We start from the raw sequence: 18,333 nt of genomic DNA on the forward strand, positions 1-18,333 counted from the left end.
ACGAAGGGTTCAACCGGTTCACTCCCCGGGCGAAGAACGTCGTCATGGCCTCGCAGAACGAAGCCCGCGCCGCCGGTAACGCAGAGATCCAGCCGGAGCACCTGCTCCTGGGGCTCGTCGAGGAGCCTGCCGGGTTGGCTGCGAAGGCGATAGTGGCGCAAGGGGTGGAGCTCGGATCCGTCCGAGCTGCAGTGGCCGGTGTACTACCGACTCCGACTTCCGAACTACCAGAACTCATTCCGTACGACGCTCGTGCGCGCAAGGTCCTGGAACTGACGTTCCGTGAGGCTCTTCGCCTGGGCCACAACTACATCGGAACCGAGCACATCCTGCTCGCGCTGCTCGAACTCGAAGACGGATCAGGCGTTCTGGCTGATCTCGGAATCTCGAAGTCGGTGGCGGAGTCGAACATCGTTGGAGCGTTGGCCGTCATTCAGGATCAGTGATTCAGAGGTGAATCCGATGCAGAAGAGGGCCGCACCCTTGCGGGTGCGGCCCTCTTCTTGTGTCACTGATCAGACAGCGCGCACATTGGTGGCCTGAGGACCCTTCTGGCCCTGGCCAACCTCGAACTCCACACGCTGGTTCTCGTCGAGCGACTTGTAGCCGTTGCCCGAGATTTCAGAGTAATGAACGAACACGTCCGGTGTTCCGTCGTCGGGAGCGATGAAACCAAAGCCCTTTTCGCCGTTGAACCACTTCACGATGCCCTGTGCCATACCGATACTCCCTACAAACTCGATCCGGGCCCTCACATCGAAGTCCCGATCTCGATATGTCTATCCTCCCACGCCGCGCAAGTCGAACGGTGGGCGACGTGCAGAAAGCGAGTTGTCAGGACTATCGGAGGTGGCTGCGCTACTGATCTTCGACGCTGGTTCTGACCAATTCACGGAAAGCGAGGACCAGTGGTTCGCGTGCCCGTCCGCGGCGATAGATCAGGGAGAACGGTGCCTGATATCCGAAGGAGGCGGGCAAGAGTGGGCGCAATCGTTGCTGGTCGACCCAATATCCGGCGTAGTGCTCGGGCAAATATCCGATGTATCCGCCCGAGAGGATCAGAATGAGTTGGGCCTCCATGTTCTCGACGGTGGCCGATCTCTCGGTGAATCCTTGGCGAGCCAACTCGGCTTCGCTCCAATAACCCCTGGTGACCATTCGTTGACGGGTGATGACGTCCGGGTGCACCCGCTTGCTCGAGAAGAGCGGATGTTTGTCGCTGCAGTAGAGCCAGTGCTGCTCGCGGTGTAGAGCCTGCGCTGTCAGGCCGTTCATGGGCGAGGCGAACGCTCCGATCGCCACGTCGATGCGGTCGTCGAGAACGCCTACCTGAAGCTCGTGCGGAGTTTGGATTTTGAGGTCGAGATAGACACCGGGGTGTGTTCGGCTGAATTCACCGATGACGTCGGCGAGCGGGAGCGTCGAATCCGTGACAGTCGAATCCAGTACCCCGACGGTCATCGTTCCCCGAAGTTCGCCTTGGAGTGCGGTGGCATACCGCTCGAACCCCTCCAGCTCGCCGAGGATGCGGACGCATTCCTGGTGGTAGAGCTCGCCCTTGCTGGTCAGGCTGAACCCGCTGCGACCGCGGTGGCACAGGACGATGCCGAGTTGGCGTTCGAGTTGGCTCATGTAGGTGCTGATCGCCGAGGCGGACAGTCCTAGATCCTGCTGTGCCGGCGCGAAGCCCTGATGGCGCACCACGGAGGTGAAGATCCGAAGCAGTTTCAGATCGGGAAGTGTGCTACGCATCGGGTACCTCGGCAGAGTCGAGAACAGATACATCAGAAATTTCTGAAGTGATTATTTGTATCAAGTGATTTATTTCACGTCAATCGTCTTCTACGGTTTCCTCAGGCGGTCTGACGAGACCGGCGTCTGCTCTCGGACCTGCTGGTACTTCACGAAGGAATCGTCACCATGGACATAGCCATAATCCTGACCTACCTGGCCGCAATGCTGGCTTTCGGTTGGTGGGGCAAACGCCGCGCGAGCAACTCCAGTGAGTACCTCGTCGCCGGTCGAAGGCTCGGTGGAGTTCTCTACACGAGCACGATGGCCGCCGTCGTCATCGGCGGAGCGTCGACGGTCGGCGGTGTCGGCCTCGGCTACAAATACGGAATCTCCGGTATGTGGTTGGTTGTCTCCATCGCCGCTGGTGTGCTCCTGCTGAGTTTGTTGTTCGCCTCCCGGATTCAGCGTCTGAAGGTGTACACGGTTTCGGGAATGCTGAAGTTGCGCTACGGAATCGACGCAACCGGCGCGTCCGGCATCGTGATGATGGCCTACACGTTGATGCTCACCGTCACGTCCACCATCGCCTACGCCACTATCTTCAACGTGCTCTTCGGTTTCGACCGGACGCTCTCCGTAGTCCTCGGTGGATTGATCGTCGTCGCGTACTCCGCGATGGGCGGCATGTGGTCGATCACGCTGACCGACGTTGTTCAGTTCGTCATCAAGACGATCGGAATCTTCTTCCTCCTGCTCCCGTTCACCTGGTCGAAAGCGGGTGGGTACGACGGGATCAAGGAGCGTGTGGGCGACGCAGCGTTCTCACTCGGCACTATCGGCACCGGCACGATCATCACCTTCTTCGTCGTGTACACGCTCGGAATCCTTATCGGGCAGGACATCTGGCAGCGCGTGTTCACGGCCAAGTCGCCCGAAGTTGCGCGCTGGGGCGGCGTCGCTGCGGGCGTTTACTGCCTGCTTTACGGTGTGGCAGGTGCGCTGATCGGTCTGGCGGCTTCGGCTCTGATGCCCGACATCGGTTCGTCCGACGACGTCTACGCCGACGTCGCCGTTCACGTTCTCCCGATCGGTCTCAGCGGAATTGTGCTGGCAGCCGCCGTCGCAGCGATGATGTCGACCGCTTCCGGCGCACTGATCGCCACTGCCACAGTGGCTCGGCAAGACGTCTTGCCTCTCGTCTCGAAGATCTTCGGGCGTACACAGCCTGGCCTGGATACGTCCGATCCGGAAGCAGATGTGCGCGGAAACCGCCTGTACGTCATCGTGATCGGCCTCGTCAGTATCGTTCTCGCTGCCCTGATCAACGACATCGTCGCGGCGCTCACGATTGCGTACGACATCCTCGTGGGTGGCCTGCTCGTCCCCATCCTCGGTGGTGTGGTGTGGAAGAGGGCCACCGGAACCGCGGCAATGGCTTCGATGGCGGTGGGAACGGCGGCGACTCTGATCACGATGTTCGTCGTCGGCGACGTGCTGGCCAACGAACCGGTGTACGTCGGTCTGGTGAGTGCACTCGTTGTCTTCGTTGCGCTGAGTCTGACCACGGCGCCGACTCCGCCCGCGGTGATGAAGATCTGGAACGAGCGAGTTTCCGGAAAGGACACGGAGACGGCCGAACCGGAAGTTGCCCCGATAGCCTGAAGGTCGGTGCGTGCAGGAGTGCACGCCACAAGGAGGTAGATCGTGCCCAAGGTCGTTGATCACGACGAGCGACGGTTGGTGCTGGCCGACGCTGTCCTCAGCCTGATCGCCCGCGAGGGTATCTCGGCGGTGACCACCAGGGCGGTTGCCGAGGAGAGTGGATGGTCGACCGGAGTGTTGAACCACTACTTCAATTCTCGACACGAACTTCTCCTCGCCGCGCTGCGCCGGGCAGCGGACATCCAAGGTGATCAGTATCAGGTCATCCTGGATCAGGTCGACAACTCGGCGCTCGAAAAGTTGCGGGGAATCACCGCCAGTGTCTTGCCGCTCGACGATCGACGCCTGGCGATGACGCGCGTGTTCCTCTTCTTCTACGCCGAAGGCGCACAGGAAGAGAAGGCTCGCAGTGAGATCGCGGGCTTTCTCGCTCGGTGGCGCCGGATCGTTCGCGAGACGGTTCTGGAGGCGCAACAGGAGGGATCGGTGCCGGCAGATGTCGACCCCGACCTCGTGACGATCAGGTTGGTCGGACTCACCGACGGCCTTGCCATGCAGTCGATTCTTGATCCCTTCATGATGGACGCCATTCGGGCTCCCGGCGCGGTGGCCCGAGGCGTCGACGCAGTCTTGCAAGCGATTACCGCGGAGGCTCGGACGTGACGGATCGAATCGTGGTGCTCGACGATTTCATCGACCTCGGCACTCTGCGAGAAACTCTCGGCGCCGCCGGGATCGACGTCGGCGTCGAGTTCAGTTCCGAGATCCCGAGCGGCGCAGGCATAATCGCGCTACTGGTGGGGCCGGAGACTGTAGGGCTCGACGCACATCATCTCGACTCCTTGCCGGATCTGCGTCTCCTCGCGGCCACCTCGGCCGGGTTCGATCACCTGCCGGTGGGCGCGGCGCATGATCGGGGCGTCACCGTCACTCGCGCGGTCGACTACTGCACCGAGGAGGTGGCCGATCATGCGCTGGCGTCGATCCTGTCCTTGCTGCGCTCCATCGGTCCGCTTGATGCCGCAGTGCACCAAGGTCGTTGGAGTGTCGTGGAGTATCCGCCACGTCGGATCGCAGGAACAGTTCTGGGCCTCTATGGATTCGGACTGATCGCTCAGGCACTTGCCAGCCGTGCAGCAGCGCTGGGGATGACGGTCTTGGCAGCGGGGCGTTCGCTCTCGGCCGGAGCGCCCGGCGTCGAGGTCGTGGAGTGGGACGAGCTTCTGCGTCGATCGGACGTGCTGAGCCTGCATGTGCCGTTGACTCCGGAGACCGCCGGTATCGTGGACGCTCAGGCTTTGGCGTCGATGAAGCCGGGATCGTTCCTGGTCAACGTCTCGCGCGGAGGCCTCGTCGATCACGAAGCGCTCGGAAGTGCTTTGCGTAGCGGCAGATTGGCCGGCGCTGCGGTCGACGTGCTACCGGCAGAACCGCCGACTGCTGATGATCCGATACTGCAGATTCCGAACCTGACGATCACTCCTCATTCTGCCTGGTATTCGTCGGCGGTCTCGGGGACCCTGGCCAGACAGTCCGCACTCAACGTCGTTGCGGTGCTGACGGGAAAGTCCCCGGTGGGCGTTGTAGCCGCACCGGGGTCCTGAGGGGCGCTCGCCTCAGTTCTTGTATTCCGGATCGATTCGATCGAGAAGGCGAAGTAGTGCAGCCCAGGCTAATTCGTAAGCCTGGTCGTCACTGAACTCGTCTTTCACCTCGCCCGCGAATTGTCTGGCGGTGTACTCCGCCAGTTCAGGGGAGGGTAGGCGCAGACTGCCGGAAGCCTGTGCGGCGATCTGGATGTCGCATGCTTTCTCCAGGTAGAACATTCGCAGAAATGCTTCCGACGCAGTCTCGCCGACAGTCAGCAGGCCGTGATTGCGGAGAATCAGCGCGGGGTGGGTGCCGAGATCCTTCACCAACCGCTCACGCTCGACGGTGTTGAGAGCGATGCCCTCGTAGTCGTGGTAGCCGACCCGATTGTAGAACTCCATCGAGATCTGGTTGAGCGGCAGCAGACCGTCTTCCTGTGCTGCGACGGCGCAGCCGGCCTTGGTGTGGGTATGAAGGACGCACTGTGCGTCTGACCGCGCGGAGTGCACTGCCCCATGGATTACGAATCCTGCTGGGTTGACCTGATATTCGGACGGCTCGACGAGGTTCCCGTCGAGATCGATCTTGACCAGGTTGGATGCTGTGATCTCTTCGAAGAGAAGGCCGTACGGATTGATGAGGAAGTGATGTTCGGGTCCTGGTAGGCGCACCGAGACGTGCGTGAAGATGAGGTCCGTCATCTTGAAGTGGGCGAGCAACCGGTAGACGGCGGCGAGTTCGCGGCGAAGTTCCAGTTCGGACTTGGCAATTGTTGGCGGGGTGGTGGCCGGCGCGCTCATACGGTCTCCGTTTCGATGGGCAGTACAACTTTCGTTTAAATATATCAATCGATATATTTAAACGTCAATGGTTGCCGTACACCAAAACGTAGGAGCCCCACTCGTGCTCAGGGTGGGCTAATCTCGCATTCGCTGTGCCCTCGGCGCGCGCAGCAGATGCCGAGAAGGAGAGTGCACACGTATACGGAAAGATTCGCGAATCACCGACGACCGCTGAACTTGTGGACCAGCTCAGCCGCCGTGGGTTCTTCGGGGTCGGCGCAGTGGCAGCGGCCGCCATCCTTGCGGGGTGTTCGACTACATCAGATGCTTCTGATGCCGGCGAACAACGTGAGGTGATCAATGCGCTCGGAACCACCACGATCTCGGGAAAGCCGGAAAGGATCGTTGTTGCCAGCGACTTCACGGATCTGGAATTCCTGCTCTCGCTCGGCGTTCACCCAGTCGCCTACGGCAACACAGGATCGTGGGACCGCGGTTCACTGCCTTGGCAGAGCACCGCGGGAATAGCCGACCTCGAAAGCTTCGGCACCACAGGCGAAATCAACCCGGAAATCATCGCGCGCTACTCGCCGGACCTCATCATCGGAATGAAGACTTATCTCGAACCTGCAGCCGAGAGGCTCAGTCAGATCGCTCCGGTCATCGCGCTGGACTGGACCACCTCGTGGCGTGACGGCGTCGCCACGGTCGGGCAGGCAGCTTTTGTCGACGAGGCTGCTGCTGCAGCGATCGCCCGGACCGACGCTCTGATCTCCGACACCGCAGCTTCCCTGAACGGCTTGGGTGGCAAGACGATCATGATCGGCTCGATGTACGGCGATCAGTTGTATGTGCAGGGGGATGCCAGTGCGCCCGGGGTTCTGCTGCGCGAACTCGGACTCGACTATCGCGGATACAACGCCGAGCAGATGACTGCGCTGTCGATGGAGCAGGCGGAGGTACTCGCACCCGCAGACATTTTGCTCAGCCTCGCTTCTGATCAGGAAGCGACGACGAGGTTGGAGAACTTCGCAGTTTTCCAGAACCTCCCCGCGGTGAAGGCGCGATCCTATGCGCCGGTCGAACTTCTGCTCTCGAATGCCTTTGTCGATAATTTCGGTCCACTGAGCGCGCCGTACGCCTTGCCGCAGCTCGCCGGGGTCTTGACCGGGCTTGCGGCGGGCCAGGGAAAACAGCTCCCCTGACCTCGCTTCCGAGCCTATTGACGCCGCGTCGGCCTAGCATCGAAACATGGTGGACATAGATCTGACGGGCCGCGCCGCAGTAGTCGGCGGATCACAACCGCTGCGAGCGATACTCGAAACCCCCACTACCCCCGGCCCGTGGCCGGGGGTAGTGATGATTCACGAGGCCTTCGGGCTCGAGGAGGTGATGCAGCGGCAAGCCAAGCGGCTGGCCGCTGCGGGATTCCTGACGCTCGCTGTCGACCTCTACAGCGCGGGCGGGGCGAAGCGGTGCCTAGTGCCCACCATGACGTCGATGCTTCGAGGACACGGCAAGGCGTTCACCGACATCGAAGTCGCTCGCAGTTGGCTGGTGGAATCCCCGGACTGCACCGGAAAGATCGGTGTCATCGGATTCTGCATGGGCGGCGGCTTCGCGATGGTCAGCGCCGGAGATTTCGACGCTGCCTCGGTCAATTACGGTCAGCTTCCACGCAAACTCGATGAGGCCGTGGTGGATGCGTGCCCGATCGTCGGGAGTTTCGGAGGCAAGGACTTTTCGCTCCGGGGCGCGGCAGCGAAGCTGGAGACGGCGCTCAGCAATGCCGGTATCGAGAACGACGTCAAGGAGTACCCCACCGCCGGCCACGCGTTCCTCAACGACGCGGAGGCCGGACCCAAGGTGCTTCGTCCTTTGGAGCGCATCCTCGGAATCGGTCCCGATCCTGTTGCAGCGCAGGATGCCTGGAAGCGAATCGACTCGTTCTTCGAGCGCCACCTGGCGTGATCAGCGACTGGTTCTCTCACCGCCGTTGACTGCCAATACCTGACCGGTGATCTGCCGGGCACCCGGTGAGGCCAAGAAATGGACGGCTGATGCGATGTCGTCCGGGGTTCCGGCGCGCTTGGTGCTTGTGGATTCGATCAGCATCGCGCGACGCTCGTCCGTCAGAAAGTCCCGGAAGAACTCGGTGTCGGCGATGTAACCGGGGGAGACGATGTTCGCCGTGATGCCTTCTGGGCCCAGTTCGGCGGCCAGATCGACATTCCACGTCGCAACTGCTGCTTTGGCAGCGCCGTACGCTCCAGCTCCCTTGTCGGCGGCAATCGATCCGATGGTGATGACGGCACCGCCACTGGGGATTCGATCTCGAACTGCTGCTGTGGTCAACACTGCCGAGATCAGATTGGAGTCCAGATTGGCCCGCCACCCGGCGGCCAGGGATTCCAGATCTGACGGCGCTTCGCGATCGAAGTCCGTGTTACCGCCGGCGCAGTGCACCACGACGTCGATGGTTCCCGGAAGTGAATCCTGCAGCCGCTTCAGGTCTTTCGGGTCGGAATTGTCACAAGTCAAGGCGTGAACATTATCGCCCAACTCCTCCGCGGTCTTTTCGAGTGGTTCCGTGCGTCGGCCGGTGACAAAAACGGTGTCTCCGTCTCGGGCGAACGCCGCTGCAACTGCGCGTCCGATCCCTGTTCCGCCGCCGGTTACCAGAACTGTGCGTGTCATGCCTACCTCCGTGAGCTACGTTTAGACCTATACGAAGAACGTATCATTTAGAGCTAAACGAGGTGTGCAGTGGTGGGCGACTACAACCCGGACGACGCGGTGGACGCGGTTGCCTTGGCGTGGCTTCGCGAAAGGCCGGGCACGCCCGTAGAGGGTATCGGCATCGTCACCAGGCTGTGGATGTGCGCCAAGCTGCTCGGTGAGGATCGCCGACGGGTACTCGCCTCGGCCGGTGCGGACACCGCGACTCTGGACCTGCTCAGTGTCCTGCGGCGATCCGGCGAGCCGTATCAGTTGACGACTCGCCAGATCACCGAGCAGACCGGAGTCACGGCCGGTGCGATCTCGCAGCGACTCGCGCGCGCGGAGAACGCGGGTCTGGTGGAGAGGTCTTCCGCCGCGGAAGGGTCACGAATAGTGCTCGTGACCCTCACTGCCGCCGGTCACGAACTGGTGGAGCAATTGGTGGACCGAGTCCTCGGCCGTGAAGCCGAACTGACGTCGATTCTCACCGAGCAGCAGCAGGCCGAACTCACCGACCTGCTGCGTGTCTTTCTCGACGGCCTACGCGGCGAACTCGGTGACTCCGGCGTCGCGCACGTCGGGGCTTGATCAGGACAGGCGCTCGAAGACCGCAGCCAGGCCCTGCCCGCCGCCGATGCACATCGTCTCGAGGCCGTAACGCGCTTCGCGACGGTCCATCTCGCGCAACAGGGTGGCCAGGATTCGTCCACCCGTGGCACCGACCGGATGTCCGAGGGAGATGCCGGAGCCGTTGGGGTTGATGCGTGGGTCGTCGGCCTCGAGATTCCAGCTCTGCAGGACTGCAAGTGCTTGTGCCGCAAAGGCTTCGTTGAGTTCGATGACGTCCATGTCCGCCAGGGTCAATCCGAGGCGGCCGAGTGCCTTCTCCGACGCCGGTACGGGGCCGATGCCCATGGTGCGCGGCGGAACGCCCGCAACGCTCCAACTCGCGAGGCGTGCGAGCGGTCGCAGTCCGAGGGTACGAGCTTTGTCGGCGGTGGTGACGATCGCCAGTGCTGCGCCGTCGTTCTGCCCGCTGGCATTACCTGCAGTCACGGTGGAGTCCGGGTCGATCTTTGCGCGCATGGGACGAAGGCGCGCAAGCGATTCCATCGAGGTGTCGGCGCGTGGATGCTCGTCGGTGTCGACGAGCAGGGTCTCGCCCTTGCGCTGCGGAACGGATACCGGAACGATTTCCTCGGCGAAGACGCCGTTCTTCTGTGCTGCGACTGCACGCTGATGGGACTGAACCGCGAGTGCATCCTGATCCTCGCGGCTGATGGAGAACTCGGCGCGCAGGTTCTCTGCCGTTTCGATCATTCCGCCGGGAACCGGGAAGTCACGTCCGCCGGCTGCGACGCGGGCGCGCGCGAGACGATCGCTGAGCGCAACTCCTTCACCCTTGACGCCCCAACGCATTCCGGTTGCGTAGAACTCGGCCTGGCTCATCGACTCGGCACCGCCGGCGAGGACCAGGTCACTGCCACCGGACTGAACCTGCATGACGGCCTGGATGACTGCCTGTAATCCCGACCCGCACCGGCGATCCACCTGCATGCCGGGAACATCGATGCCCAGACCCGCGTTGAGCGCCGCGATGCGTCCGATCGCCGGAGCCTCACCGTTCGGCGAAGCCTGGCCGAGAATGACGTCGTCGATCTCCGCGCCGGAAATGCCGGTACGCGTGACGAGTTCGGTGATCAGCGTCGAGGCGAGATCTTCCGGGGCTACGTCACGGAAGACACCGCCGAAGCGGCCGACAGGGGTACGGAGCGGTTCACAGATGACAACGTCAGGCATTGGTTCTTCCTTGGGTCTGCTCGGTCAGCGGGTGGCAGCCGAGTGATTGTTGGACGACTGAGTACGTCCGAGATCGACGGAGATGGCGTCCGCGGTGGCGACTGCGGCCGGAACCAGTTCACCGCGAACAGCTTCGGCGCTGTAGCGGGCGGCTTGGGTGGAGATGTTGACGGCCGCGACCACGTCACCGGTCGCGTCCCGGATGGGTGCGGCGAGCGAGCGCAGACCCTCTTCGAGTTCCTGATCGACAATCGCGAACCCGTCGGCGCGAATCTTCTCGAGTTCGGCACGCAGTCCGTCGGCGGTGGAGATGGTCTTGCCGGTCAGGCGGGCGAAGGACACTCGGGCGAGGTAGGCGTCCAGTGCGTCGTCGGGCAAGCCGGCGAGCAGAACTCGACCCATGGATGTGGCGTACGCGGGAAAGCGCGTGCCGATGGTGATGGACACCGTCATGATGCGGCTGACCGGAACACGAGCCACGTACACGACGTCGTCACCGTCGAGGATCGACACGGACGTGGATTCACGGACCTTGGCGGACAAGGCTTCCAGATGCGGCCCGGCGATCTCGGGAAGGGACAGACTGGAGAGGTAGCTGTAGCCGAGTTCGAGGACACGGGGCGTCAACCAGAACACCGAACCGTCAGTACGTACGTATTCGAGTTCGACGAGCGTGAGTAGGAAGCGGCGAGCAGTCGCACGCGTGAGATCGGTGTGCCGGGCAACCTCGCTGAGGGTGCGACGCGGGTGCTCACCGTCGAAAGCCTTGATGACGGAAAGCCCACGGGCCAGCGACTGCACGTAGTCCGGGGACGGTCCCGGCGCCTGCTCGCTGCTGTTCTCACTCATGTTGTCTCGTTCTCCTCAGGTTCGGCCGAGAGGTCCGCGAGTGCTTGCTTTCCCAGCGCAAAAGCCAAGTTGCTGTTCGGCACACCCGCATAGACCGCGGTATGGAGAAATACTTCCACGAGTTCGTCGGGATCGATCCCGGCACGCAGCGCAGCGCGAATGTGCATGTCGAGTTCGTGTTCGTTGCCGACGGCAGTGAGGATCGCGAGAGTGAGGAGCCTGCGGGTGTGGTGATCGAGGCCGGGGCGCGACCAGATGTCACCCCACGCCGTGCGAGTGATGAAGTCCTGGAAAGGGGCGGTGAACTCGGTGGCACCGGCAATGGAACGGTCGACGTGGGCGTCGCCGAGCACCTGGCGTCGTACGGTCATGCCGGCCGACACCGCGGCGCTACGTTGGGCGAGCGCAGATGTGTGCGAGGCAATATGCGTTGCAAGTAGTTTGGTGACGCGCCCGGCTTGTTCGACGTTGGCCAGGTGTGCGCCCGGATCGACCACGTGCAGTACCGCATCGGCGATGCCGTCGGCGATCGCACCCAACGTCGACGGAGGCGTCGCCGGATCCTGCTCGCCCGCGACGAGGAGCGTCGGAGCGACGATGCGGGCCAGGTCGTTGCGGCCGTCCCACGTCGAAAGCGCCTCGCAGCAGGCGGCATAGCCCTCGTCGGGTGTGGCTTCGACCATCGCGACGTGACGGGCGACAAGCTCCGGATCGTTCTCGGCCAGTCCCGGCGTGAACCAGCGTCCGACGACGGCGGCCGCGATGGATGCAATACCGTCCGCACGGACAGCCCGAGCACGATCGATCCACGGTTGAGCCGGGGCGAACTGCGAGGACGTGCACATCAATGTCAACGTCTCGACGCGAGTGGGGTGGTGCGCGGCGATCCATTGGCTGACAGCGCCGCCGAGGGAGAGCCCGACGAGATGTACGGACTCGAGTTCGAGCGAATCGAGGAGAGCGATGACATCGCCGGCGAGATCGGCAATTGAGTAGGGGCCCGTAGGCACCGGTGACTTGCCGTGGCCGCGATGGTCGACGGCGATGACGCGGTAGCGATTCGACAGCGCGTGAATCTGCGGCTGCCACATGGACAGATCGGATCCGAGTGAACCCAGGAGAACCACTGCCGGGGCATCGAGATTGCCGGTCTGTTGAAAGTTGAGCGCGACGCTCATCGAGATCCTCCTGTGGGGCGTTCGGCGAGGGCGCGGTCGACCAGATCGGTGGCGTGGCCCAGATAGTGTGCGGGGTCGAGTAGTTCGGCGATCTCGGTTTCGCTCAGGTGCTCTGCGATGGCGGGATCACGATCCAATCTGGTTCCGGAAGTGGCTGCCGCGGTGACGATGTCGCGCGCTCGATCAGTGTGTGCGGACAGGGCCTTGGTGACACGCTCGGCGAGAATCAGGCCACCGGTGATGTCGAGATTGCGAGCCATCGACTCGGTGTGTACTTGCAGGCCGGTGAGGCTCACGGAAAGCTGGTGCGCCGCTCCGCCTGCCAGACGCAGGAGATCGGTGACGGTTTCCCACTCGGCGTGCCAGGGGCCTGCAGCGCGGGCGAATTCGTGATCCATGTTAGACAGGGCTGTGGCGACCAGTGCGGGAGCACGTCGCGCTGCTGCGCGGGCGGTGATGGCCGCGACGGGATTCTGCTTGTGCGGCATGGCCGATGAGCCGCCCGGAGCGCTTTCGGCGACCTCGGAGAGTTCGGTGGACGCCATGACGGTGATGTCGGTGGCGGGCTTGGAAACGGCGCCGGCGACGATACCGAGCGTGGTCGCGAGTTCTGCGATGGTCACGCGGTCGGTGTGCCAGGGAGCAACCTGCCTGGCCAGGCCGAGTTCGTCTGCCAGTGCATCGGCGATCCTGAGCCCGTCGGGATACAACGCAGCGAGTGTGCCTGCGGCGCCGCCGAATTGAACCGGCAACGTGGACAGCACGATCTCGAGGCGAATCGCTGCGGCGTCGAGTGCAGTGAACCAACTCGATGCCAGTAGCCCGAAGGTGGTCGGAAGTGCCTGCTGGCCCAGAGTTCTCGCGACCATCGGAGTGGAGCGATGGAGGCGGGCGAGGTGGGCGGCGGAATCGGCGGCGCGGGTCAGGTCGGCCAGAACCACCGCGCCCGCGCGTCGCGTCAACAGCATCAGCGCACAGTCCATGATGTCCTGACTGGTGGCGCCCGGGTGCACCACGGAGGCAGGCACACCCTCCTGTCCGACCCTTTCGCGCAGCATCTTCACCAGCGGAATGACGGGATTTCCGCCGGCGGCCGACGCGCGGCCGAGCGCCACGATGTCCAGACCGCCCGGTTGTGAGAGTTCGGCCGCGGCAGCAGCCACCGCGGCGCAATGTTCCCCGTCCGCCAATCCGACGGTGGCCATCGCACAACTCAGTGCGGCCTCCACGTCGAGCAACGCGGTGACCCACGCCTGGTCGGACAGGTGCTCCGATACGCGGGTGGCCCCGAACACCGGGTCGAACAGTGCGCCGCGAGTGGGCATGTGTACTCCTCTTACAGTTCGAAGAAGGGCGTCTCGACGCCGTTCGCGTCCTCGTCCTGAACATAGACCGTCCAGGAGTACCCACGGTCGACCTTGGTTGCAACCAGCTTCGCGCGTTCGGTTTCGCTCAGTGAGGACAGCACCGGATCTGTTGCGTGTGCGTCGGCGTCTTCGGGGAAGTACAAGCGGGTGACCAGGCGGTCGAGCATGCCGCGAGCGAAGACCGACACGTTCACGTGTGGGGCCTCGTCCGCATCCGTTTCAGTGGGCTGCGCACCGGGCTTGACAGTGTTGACCAATGCAGTGCCCGTGGGATCCGCTGCGCTGCGGGCGAATCCGCGAAAACCAGCCGGAGTGAGCTCCACTGCGCCACGGGGATCGTCCGGATGGTTGAAGCGTCCGAGTGTATCGGCCTGCCATGTTTCGATCATCGCGTCGGCGACGGGTGTACGGGCGCCGTCGATCACCGTGATGGCCAGCGTGATTCGTCCGGGGGTAGCGGCGTCGGGGCCGTCCGTCCAGGGGAGGCCGATGTGCCAGTACGGCCCGACGGTCTGAGAGGGCGTGACACCGAAGGGGGCGGTGGTGAAGTCGCCGGGGACTACCGGATAAGTGGGTGCGGGCTTCGCGGTGTGATCAGTCATCGTGGTCTTCCTCGTTCTCGAATACGGAGGCGTTACGGCCGCGCAGGACGATGTCGAAGCGGAACCCGAGAGCCCAGTTGGGGACTGTGGCGTCGTAGTCGAAGACGCTGACCATGCGGTGACGTGCTGCTTCGGGTACCGCGTTGTAGATCGGGTCCTGGAAGAACATCGGATCGTCGGGGAAGTACATCTGCGTCACGAGGCGCTGCGTGAATGCCGTGCCGAACAGCGAGAAATGGATGTGTGCCGGTCGCCAGGCGTTGTCGTGGTTCATCCACGGGTAGGCGCCCGGCTTGATCGTGGTGAAGCTGTAGTGGCCGTTCGCGTCGGTGACGCAGCGACCCAGGCCGTTGAAGAACGGATCCAGCGGCGCGGGCCAGTTGTCGCCGGTGTGGCGGTAGCGTCCACCGGCGTTGGCCTGCCATACCTCGAGCAGTGTGTGGGGGACGGGTTTTCCGTCGCCGTCGAGTACGCGGCCGTGAACGACGATGCGCTGTCCCTGTGCTTCGCCGCCGTTGGCAATGGTCAGGTCGTTTTCGCCGGCGCCGACGCGATCCTCGCCGAATACCGGCCCGGTGAGCTCCGTGAGCCGCTGGGGGAGCAGCTTCAGCGGCTGCTTCGGGTGGCGAAGGGAAGTCGTCTTGTAGTCCGCGAAATCGGCCGGGGCGTTGACGCCAGTCGGCCGCTGGTACCTCGGCGGTAGATGCAGCATAGGGAACCTCGTCGTTCGGTTACGTGAAGTTGTTCGCAATGTGTACATGTGTTGCGCTCTGCGAACAGAATAGTTCGTAGATGTGACCCAGGCAATGCCGGGGGCGAAAAATGTTCGTTATGCGGACGGGGGTTCACAATACGTACGGGTCGCGCTACTGTGATCGACATGATGGACAAAGTCATTCCCACTGCTGCCGAGGCCGTCGCCGACGTGCCGGACGGCGTCACGATCGCTGTCGGAGGTTTCGGGCTCGTCGGAGTGCCGGAAATCCTCATCGATGCGCTCCTCGAGCAGGGCGCGACATCACTCGAAACGGTGAGCAACAACTGCGGCACCGACGGGTTCGGGCTCGGAGTGCTTCTGGAGAAGGGGCGTATCCGTCGTACTGTCAGCTCGTACGTCGGCTCCAACAAGGAGTTCGCGCGTCAGTACCTTTCCGGTGAGCTGGAAGTCGAACTCACACCGCAGGGCACGCTCGCCGAGCGCATGCGCGCCGGGGGAGCGGGCATCCCCGCGTTCTTCACCCCGGCCGGCGTCGGCACCCAGGTCGCCGACGGCGGCCTGCCACTGCGTTACGACGGCAGCGGCGGCATCGCAGTTGCCAGTCCGCCCAAGGAAACTCGTGACTTCGACGGCGTCACCTATGTGATGGAGCGCGGCATCGTCGCCGACTATGCACTGGTCCATGCCTGGAAAGGTGACCGGCACGGCAACCTCGTCTACCGCGCGAGTACCCAGAACTTCAATCCGGCTGCAGCAACGTCGGGGCGCATCACCATTGCGCAGGTCGAGCACCTCGTAGAGCCGGGTGAGCTCGACCCCGCCGAGATCCACACGCCGGGCATTCACGTTCAGCGTGTTGTCCACGTCGGCCCCGTGACGGTCGGCATCGAGAATCGGACGGTACGAGCATGACTTCTGTACTACCCACCAAACTCACCCGCGAAGAGATGGCGGCCCGCGTCGCGCGCGAACTCGAGGACGGGCAGTACGTGAACCTCGGCATCGGTATGCCGACGCTGGTTCCGAACTACCTCCCGACCGACATCACCGTTGTATTGCACTCGGAGAACGGCGTTCTGGGCGTGGGGCCGTACCCGACCGAGGACGAACTCGATCCCGAGCTGATCAATGCGGGCAAGGAGACCATCACCGTTCTCCCCGGTGCGTCGTTCTTCGACTCCTCAGCGTCGTTCGGCATGATCCGCGGCGGCCAGGTCGACGTTGCCGTGCTCGGTGCCATGCAGGTCAGTGCCACCGGAGACCTCGCGAACTGGATGATCCCTGGCCACATGGTCAAAGGCATGGGCGGCGCGATGGATCTGGTCCACGGCGCAAAGCGCGTCATCGTGATGATGGAGCACGTCTCGAAGAAGGGTGAGCACAAGATCGTCGAGAAGTGCTCGCTTCCGCTGACCGGTAAGGGCTGCGTCCAGCGAATCATCACCGACATGGCCGTGATCGACGTGACTGACGACGGTCTCCGCCTGGTGGAGACGGCGCCGGGCATCAGCGTCGAGGACGTGGTTGCTGCTACCGGAGCGAAACTGATTCTTTGACAGTCTGTTTCATCTGATGGCTCAGCCGCCGGGTCGTGACTTCCATCCGACCTGGCGGCTGTTTTACGCCCCGACGTCGCTCAGCTCGCTCTCGACCGGAATCCAGAGCTCGAACCGTGCGACGGTGAAATCGTCGTTGTATTCGGTACGCATGATCTCGGGACCAGGTACGGAGCGAAAAGGGTTGGCAGGAAACCATTCCGTGTAGATATCTCGCCACAAATACTGCACAGATTCGATTTCCGACCCGTCGGCGGTGAAGACGGCCCACGTGTGTGCGTCGACCGTCAGCAGATCGAAACCCGTGGGTGAAGGTTTGCCGGTGACCACTCCCAGGTAGTAATCCAGTTCTGTGCCTTCGGTTCTGGGATGCGCCAAATTGTCGACGACACTGACGATTCCCGCCGGGTCCTGATCGGAGAGCTCGCGCAACCCTCGCAACGCAACCTTGTCCACGGAGCGGGTGAAATCTTCGATCGCAGAATTGGGACCTTCGTGAACCAATGGAACCCGGGTCTTGAACCCGACTACCGTCAGGGCAGGTTTGTCCACAAGCATGTAGTCCATCGGTGTGGCTCCTTCCAGTGTCACGTGAATGACAAGTTTCTGTTGGGATTTGAGAACGGCGGGAGCGCGTTTGACCGCGCCGGGGCTCACGCCGTGAAATGCGGTGAACGCTCGTGTGAAGGCTTCCGCGGACGAGTAGCCGTACTTCACGGCGGTCTCCAACACTCCTGATCTGCTGACGGACAACTCGGCACCAGCCAGGGTGAGTCGACGTCGACGGATGTATTCGGATACGGGAATGCCGGCCAGGGCCGAGAACATCCTCCGAAAGTGATACTCCGAGGTGGTTGCCAGCCTTGCCATCTCGGCTGTCTCGATCTCGCCGCTCAGATTGCTTTCGATGTAGTCGAGCGCGCGGTTCAGTCCGTCGATCATCGTGTCTTCCTGTTCACGGGTTTCACGCTACGCAGATCACTTGGGCCGTACCCGACTATCCGTGCCCGAAAAAGTAGGGCAGGAAATGCATCTGGACAACTCAGTTAATCATCATTATCTTGAATCGAACATCGATGGCTGACCAGGAGGCACAGTGAGCACCCGTTTTCCGCAGGCTGAATTGACCGAGGTGCCCGAGGACATCGCCGCCAAGATTCTCGAGATCCAGGAGAAGTCGGGGTTCGTGCCCAACGTCTTCCTGATGTTCGCTCGGCGCCCAGCCGAGTTCCGGGCATTCTTCGCATACCACGACGCGATCATGCTCAAGGAAGATTCCGCACTCACCAAGGGTGATCGAGAAATGATCGTCACCACGATCTCTGCGGCCAACAAATGTACGTACTGCGTTGTCGCGCACGGCGCAATTCTGCGTATCTACGAGAAGAAGCCGCTGGTTGCCGACCAGGTTGCGGTCAACTATCGCACCGCAGAAATCTCCGATCGTCAGCGCGCGATGCTCGACTTCGCCACCAAGGTGAACTCCGCCTCGCACGAAATCGCCGACGCCGACTTCGACGCCCTTCGTGTGCACGGCTTCGGCGACGAGGACGCGTGGGACATCGCCGCGATCACTGCATTCTTCGGGCTCAGCAATCGCATGGCGAGTTTCTCCGGCATGCTGCCCAATCCGGAGTTCTACCTGATGGGGCGCGTTCCGCGGTCCTGATTACTGCGGGTAGAGCAGCAGCTCTCAATTTTTCGGACCGACCGGTCGTAACGTCTGGAAGTCAGCCGACGAAGTAAAGGCTGTCCACGCCGGAATTGCCGTCTT

Annotated in this window: 21 protein-coding genes; 10 read left to right on the forward strand and 11 right to left on the reverse strand. The window is 62.7% G+C overall.

Annotation, left to right across the window (positions count from 1 at the left end; translation table 11 throughout):
- The coding region (locus A2J01_RS29690) for a Clp protease N-terminal domain-containing protein (protein WP_331715351.1) at positions 1–446 on the forward strand (446 nt) is incomplete at its 5' end.
- A 69-nt stretch (positions 447–515) separates the two neighbouring features.
- On the opposite strand, the gene A2J01_RS29695 is transcribed toward A2J01_RS29690, so the two are convergent.
- Positions 516–719, reverse strand: coding sequence for a cold-shock protein (locus A2J01_RS29695; RefSeq protein WP_003939930.1), 204 nt, complete (start codon positions 717–719; stop codon positions 516–518).
- Positions 720–858: 139 nt separating this feature from the next.
- Entirely contained in the window at positions 859–1,752 is an 894-nt protein-coding gene (locus A2J01_RS29700) for a LysR family transcriptional regulator (RefSeq protein ID WP_003939834.1), read from the reverse strand.
- Between the two features lie 168 nt (positions 1,753–1,920).
- On the opposite strand from A2J01_RS29700, the gene A2J01_RS29705 reads away from it, so the two are divergent.
- From A2J01_RS29705 to A2J01_RS29715, 3 genes are read left to right on the forward strand one after another with little or no spacing between them, the layout of a single operon-like run.
- The gene (locus tag A2J01_RS29705; RefSeq protein ID WP_064114165.1) at positions 1,921–3,396 is read left to right on the forward strand and encodes a sodium:solute symporter; all 1,476 of its coding nucleotides are present in this window, start codon (positions 1,921–1,923) and stop codon (positions 3,394–3,396) included.
- A 42-nt stretch (positions 3,397–3,438) separates the two neighbouring features.
- Positions 3,439–4,059, forward strand: a complete 621-nt coding sequence (locus A2J01_RS29710) for a TetR/AcrR family transcriptional regulator (protein ID WP_047272039.1) — start codon at positions 3,439–3,441, stop codon at positions 4,057–4,059.
- Entirely contained in the window at positions 4,056–5,000 is a 945-nt protein-coding gene (locus A2J01_RS29715) for a C-terminal binding protein (RefSeq protein ID WP_047272041.1), read from the forward strand. Before A2J01_RS29710 ends, A2J01_RS29715 begins: the two co-directional genes overlap by 4 nt.
- 12 nt (positions 5,001–5,012) lie before the next feature.
- Here the strand turns inward: A2J01_RS29715 and A2J01_RS29720 are convergent, their stop codons facing one another.
- A complete protein-coding gene (locus A2J01_RS29720) occupies positions 5,013–5,786 on the reverse strand; it encodes a class II aldolase/adducin family protein (RefSeq protein WP_047272043.1) in 774 nt (257 codons plus the stop codon).
- Between the two features lie 134 nt (positions 5,787–5,920).
- On the opposite strand from A2J01_RS29720, the gene A2J01_RS29725 reads away from it, so the two are divergent.
- The gene (locus A2J01_RS29725; protein WP_064114166.1) at positions 5,921–6,973 is read left to right on the forward strand and encodes an ABC transporter substrate-binding protein; all 1,053 of its coding nucleotides are present in this window, start codon (positions 5,921–5,923) and stop codon (positions 6,971–6,973) included.
- Between the two features lie 46 nt (positions 6,974–7,019).
- Entirely contained in the window at positions 7,020–7,739 is a 720-nt protein-coding gene (locus tag A2J01_RS29730) for a dienelactone hydrolase family protein (protein WP_030536547.1), read from the forward strand.
- Here A2J01_RS29730 and A2J01_RS29735 read toward each other — a convergent pair whose 3' ends face one another.
- Positions 7,740–8,465, reverse strand: a complete 726-nt coding sequence (locus A2J01_RS29735; protein ID WP_030536548.1) for an SDR family NAD(P)-dependent oxidoreductase — start codon at positions 8,463–8,465, stop codon at positions 7,740–7,742. It lies immediately after the preceding gene.
- A 72-nt stretch (positions 8,466–8,537) separates the two neighbouring features.
- On the opposite strand from A2J01_RS29735, the gene A2J01_RS29740 reads away from it, so the two are divergent.
- Positions 8,538–9,077 (forward strand): MarR family winged helix-turn-helix transcriptional regulator, encoded by a 540-nt coding sequence (locus tag A2J01_RS29740; protein ID WP_225320148.1) that lies wholly within the window; start codon positions 8,538–8,540, stop codon positions 9,075–9,077.
- On the opposite strand, the gene A2J01_RS29745 is transcribed toward A2J01_RS29740, so the two are convergent.
- From A2J01_RS29745 to pcaH, 6 genes are read right to left on the reverse strand one after another with little or no spacing between them, the layout of a single operon-like run.
- Entirely contained in the window at positions 9,078–10,289 is a 1,212-nt protein-coding gene (locus A2J01_RS29745; protein ID WP_064114167.1) for an acetyl-CoA C-acetyltransferase, read from the reverse strand.
- Between the two features lie 24 nt (positions 10,290–10,313).
- A complete protein-coding gene (locus A2J01_RS29750; protein WP_007730008.1) occupies positions 10,314–11,138 on the reverse strand; it encodes an IclR family transcriptional regulator domain-containing protein in 825 nt (274 codons plus the stop codon).
- Positions 11,135–12,316 carry a bifunctional 3-oxoadipate enol-lactonase/4-carboxymuconolactone decarboxylase PcaDC gene (gene pcaDC / locus A2J01_RS29755; protein WP_064114168.1) on the reverse strand — a complete coding sequence of 394 codons (1,182 nt, stop codon included), beginning with the start codon at positions 12,314–12,316 and terminating at the stop codon, positions 11,135–11,137. Before pcaDC ends, A2J01_RS29750 begins: the two co-directional genes overlap by 4 nt.
- Positions 12,313–13,641: a 3-carboxy-cis,cis-muconate cycloisomerase gene (pcaB, locus tag A2J01_RS29760; RefSeq protein ID WP_030536552.1), complete on the reverse strand. Its 1,329-nt coding sequence runs from the start codon at positions 13,639–13,641 to the stop codon at positions 12,313–12,315. The genes pcaDC and pcaB overlap by 4 nt, the downstream gene beginning before the upstream one ends.
- An 11-nt stretch (positions 13,642–13,652) precedes the next feature.
- Positions 13,653–14,285 carry a protocatechuate 3,4-dioxygenase subunit alpha gene (gene pcaG, locus A2J01_RS29765; RefSeq protein WP_064114169.1) on the reverse strand — a complete coding sequence of 211 codons (633 nt, stop codon included), beginning with the start codon at positions 14,283–14,285 and terminating at the stop codon, positions 13,653–13,655.
- The gene (pcaH, locus tag A2J01_RS29770) at positions 14,278–14,997 is read right to left on the reverse strand and encodes a protocatechuate 3,4-dioxygenase subunit beta (protein WP_007730015.1); all 720 of its coding nucleotides are present in this window, start codon (positions 14,995–14,997) and stop codon (positions 14,278–14,280) included. Before pcaH ends, pcaG begins: the two co-directional genes overlap by 8 nt.
- 171 nt (positions 14,998–15,168) lie before the next feature.
- On the opposite strand from pcaH, the gene A2J01_RS29775 reads away from it, so the two are divergent.
- Positions 15,169–15,915: a CoA transferase subunit A gene (locus tag A2J01_RS29775; protein WP_030536554.1), complete on the forward strand. Its 747-nt coding sequence runs from the start codon at positions 15,169–15,171 to the stop codon at positions 15,913–15,915.
- Positions 15,912–16,559, forward strand: a complete 648-nt coding sequence (locus A2J01_RS29780) for a CoA transferase subunit B (RefSeq protein ID WP_003940102.1) — start codon at positions 15,912–15,914, stop codon at positions 16,557–16,559. The genes A2J01_RS29775 and A2J01_RS29780 overlap by 4 nt, the downstream gene beginning before the upstream one ends.
- A gap of 63 nt (positions 16,560–16,622) precedes the next feature.
- Here A2J01_RS29780 and A2J01_RS29785 read toward each other — a convergent pair whose 3' ends face one another.
- On the reverse strand, positions 16,623–17,501 hold the full coding sequence (locus A2J01_RS29785; RefSeq protein ID WP_064114170.1) for an AraC family transcriptional regulator: 879 nt from the start codon (positions 17,499–17,501) through the stop codon (positions 16,623–16,625).
- Positions 17,502–17,655: 154 nt separating this feature from the next.
- On the opposite strand from A2J01_RS29785, the gene A2J01_RS29790 reads away from it, so the two are divergent.
- A complete protein-coding gene (locus A2J01_RS29790; RefSeq protein ID WP_003940498.1) occupies positions 17,656–18,228 on the forward strand; it encodes a peroxidase-related enzyme in 573 nt (190 codons plus the stop codon).
- Positions 18,229–18,333: the final 105 nt, after the last annotated feature.

Source organism: Rhodococcus sp. EPR-134 (assembly GCF_001647205.1).
GTDB classification, from domain to species: Bacteria; Actinomycetota; Actinomycetes; order Mycobacteriales; family Mycobacteriaceae; genus Rhodococcus_F; species Rhodococcus_F qingshengii.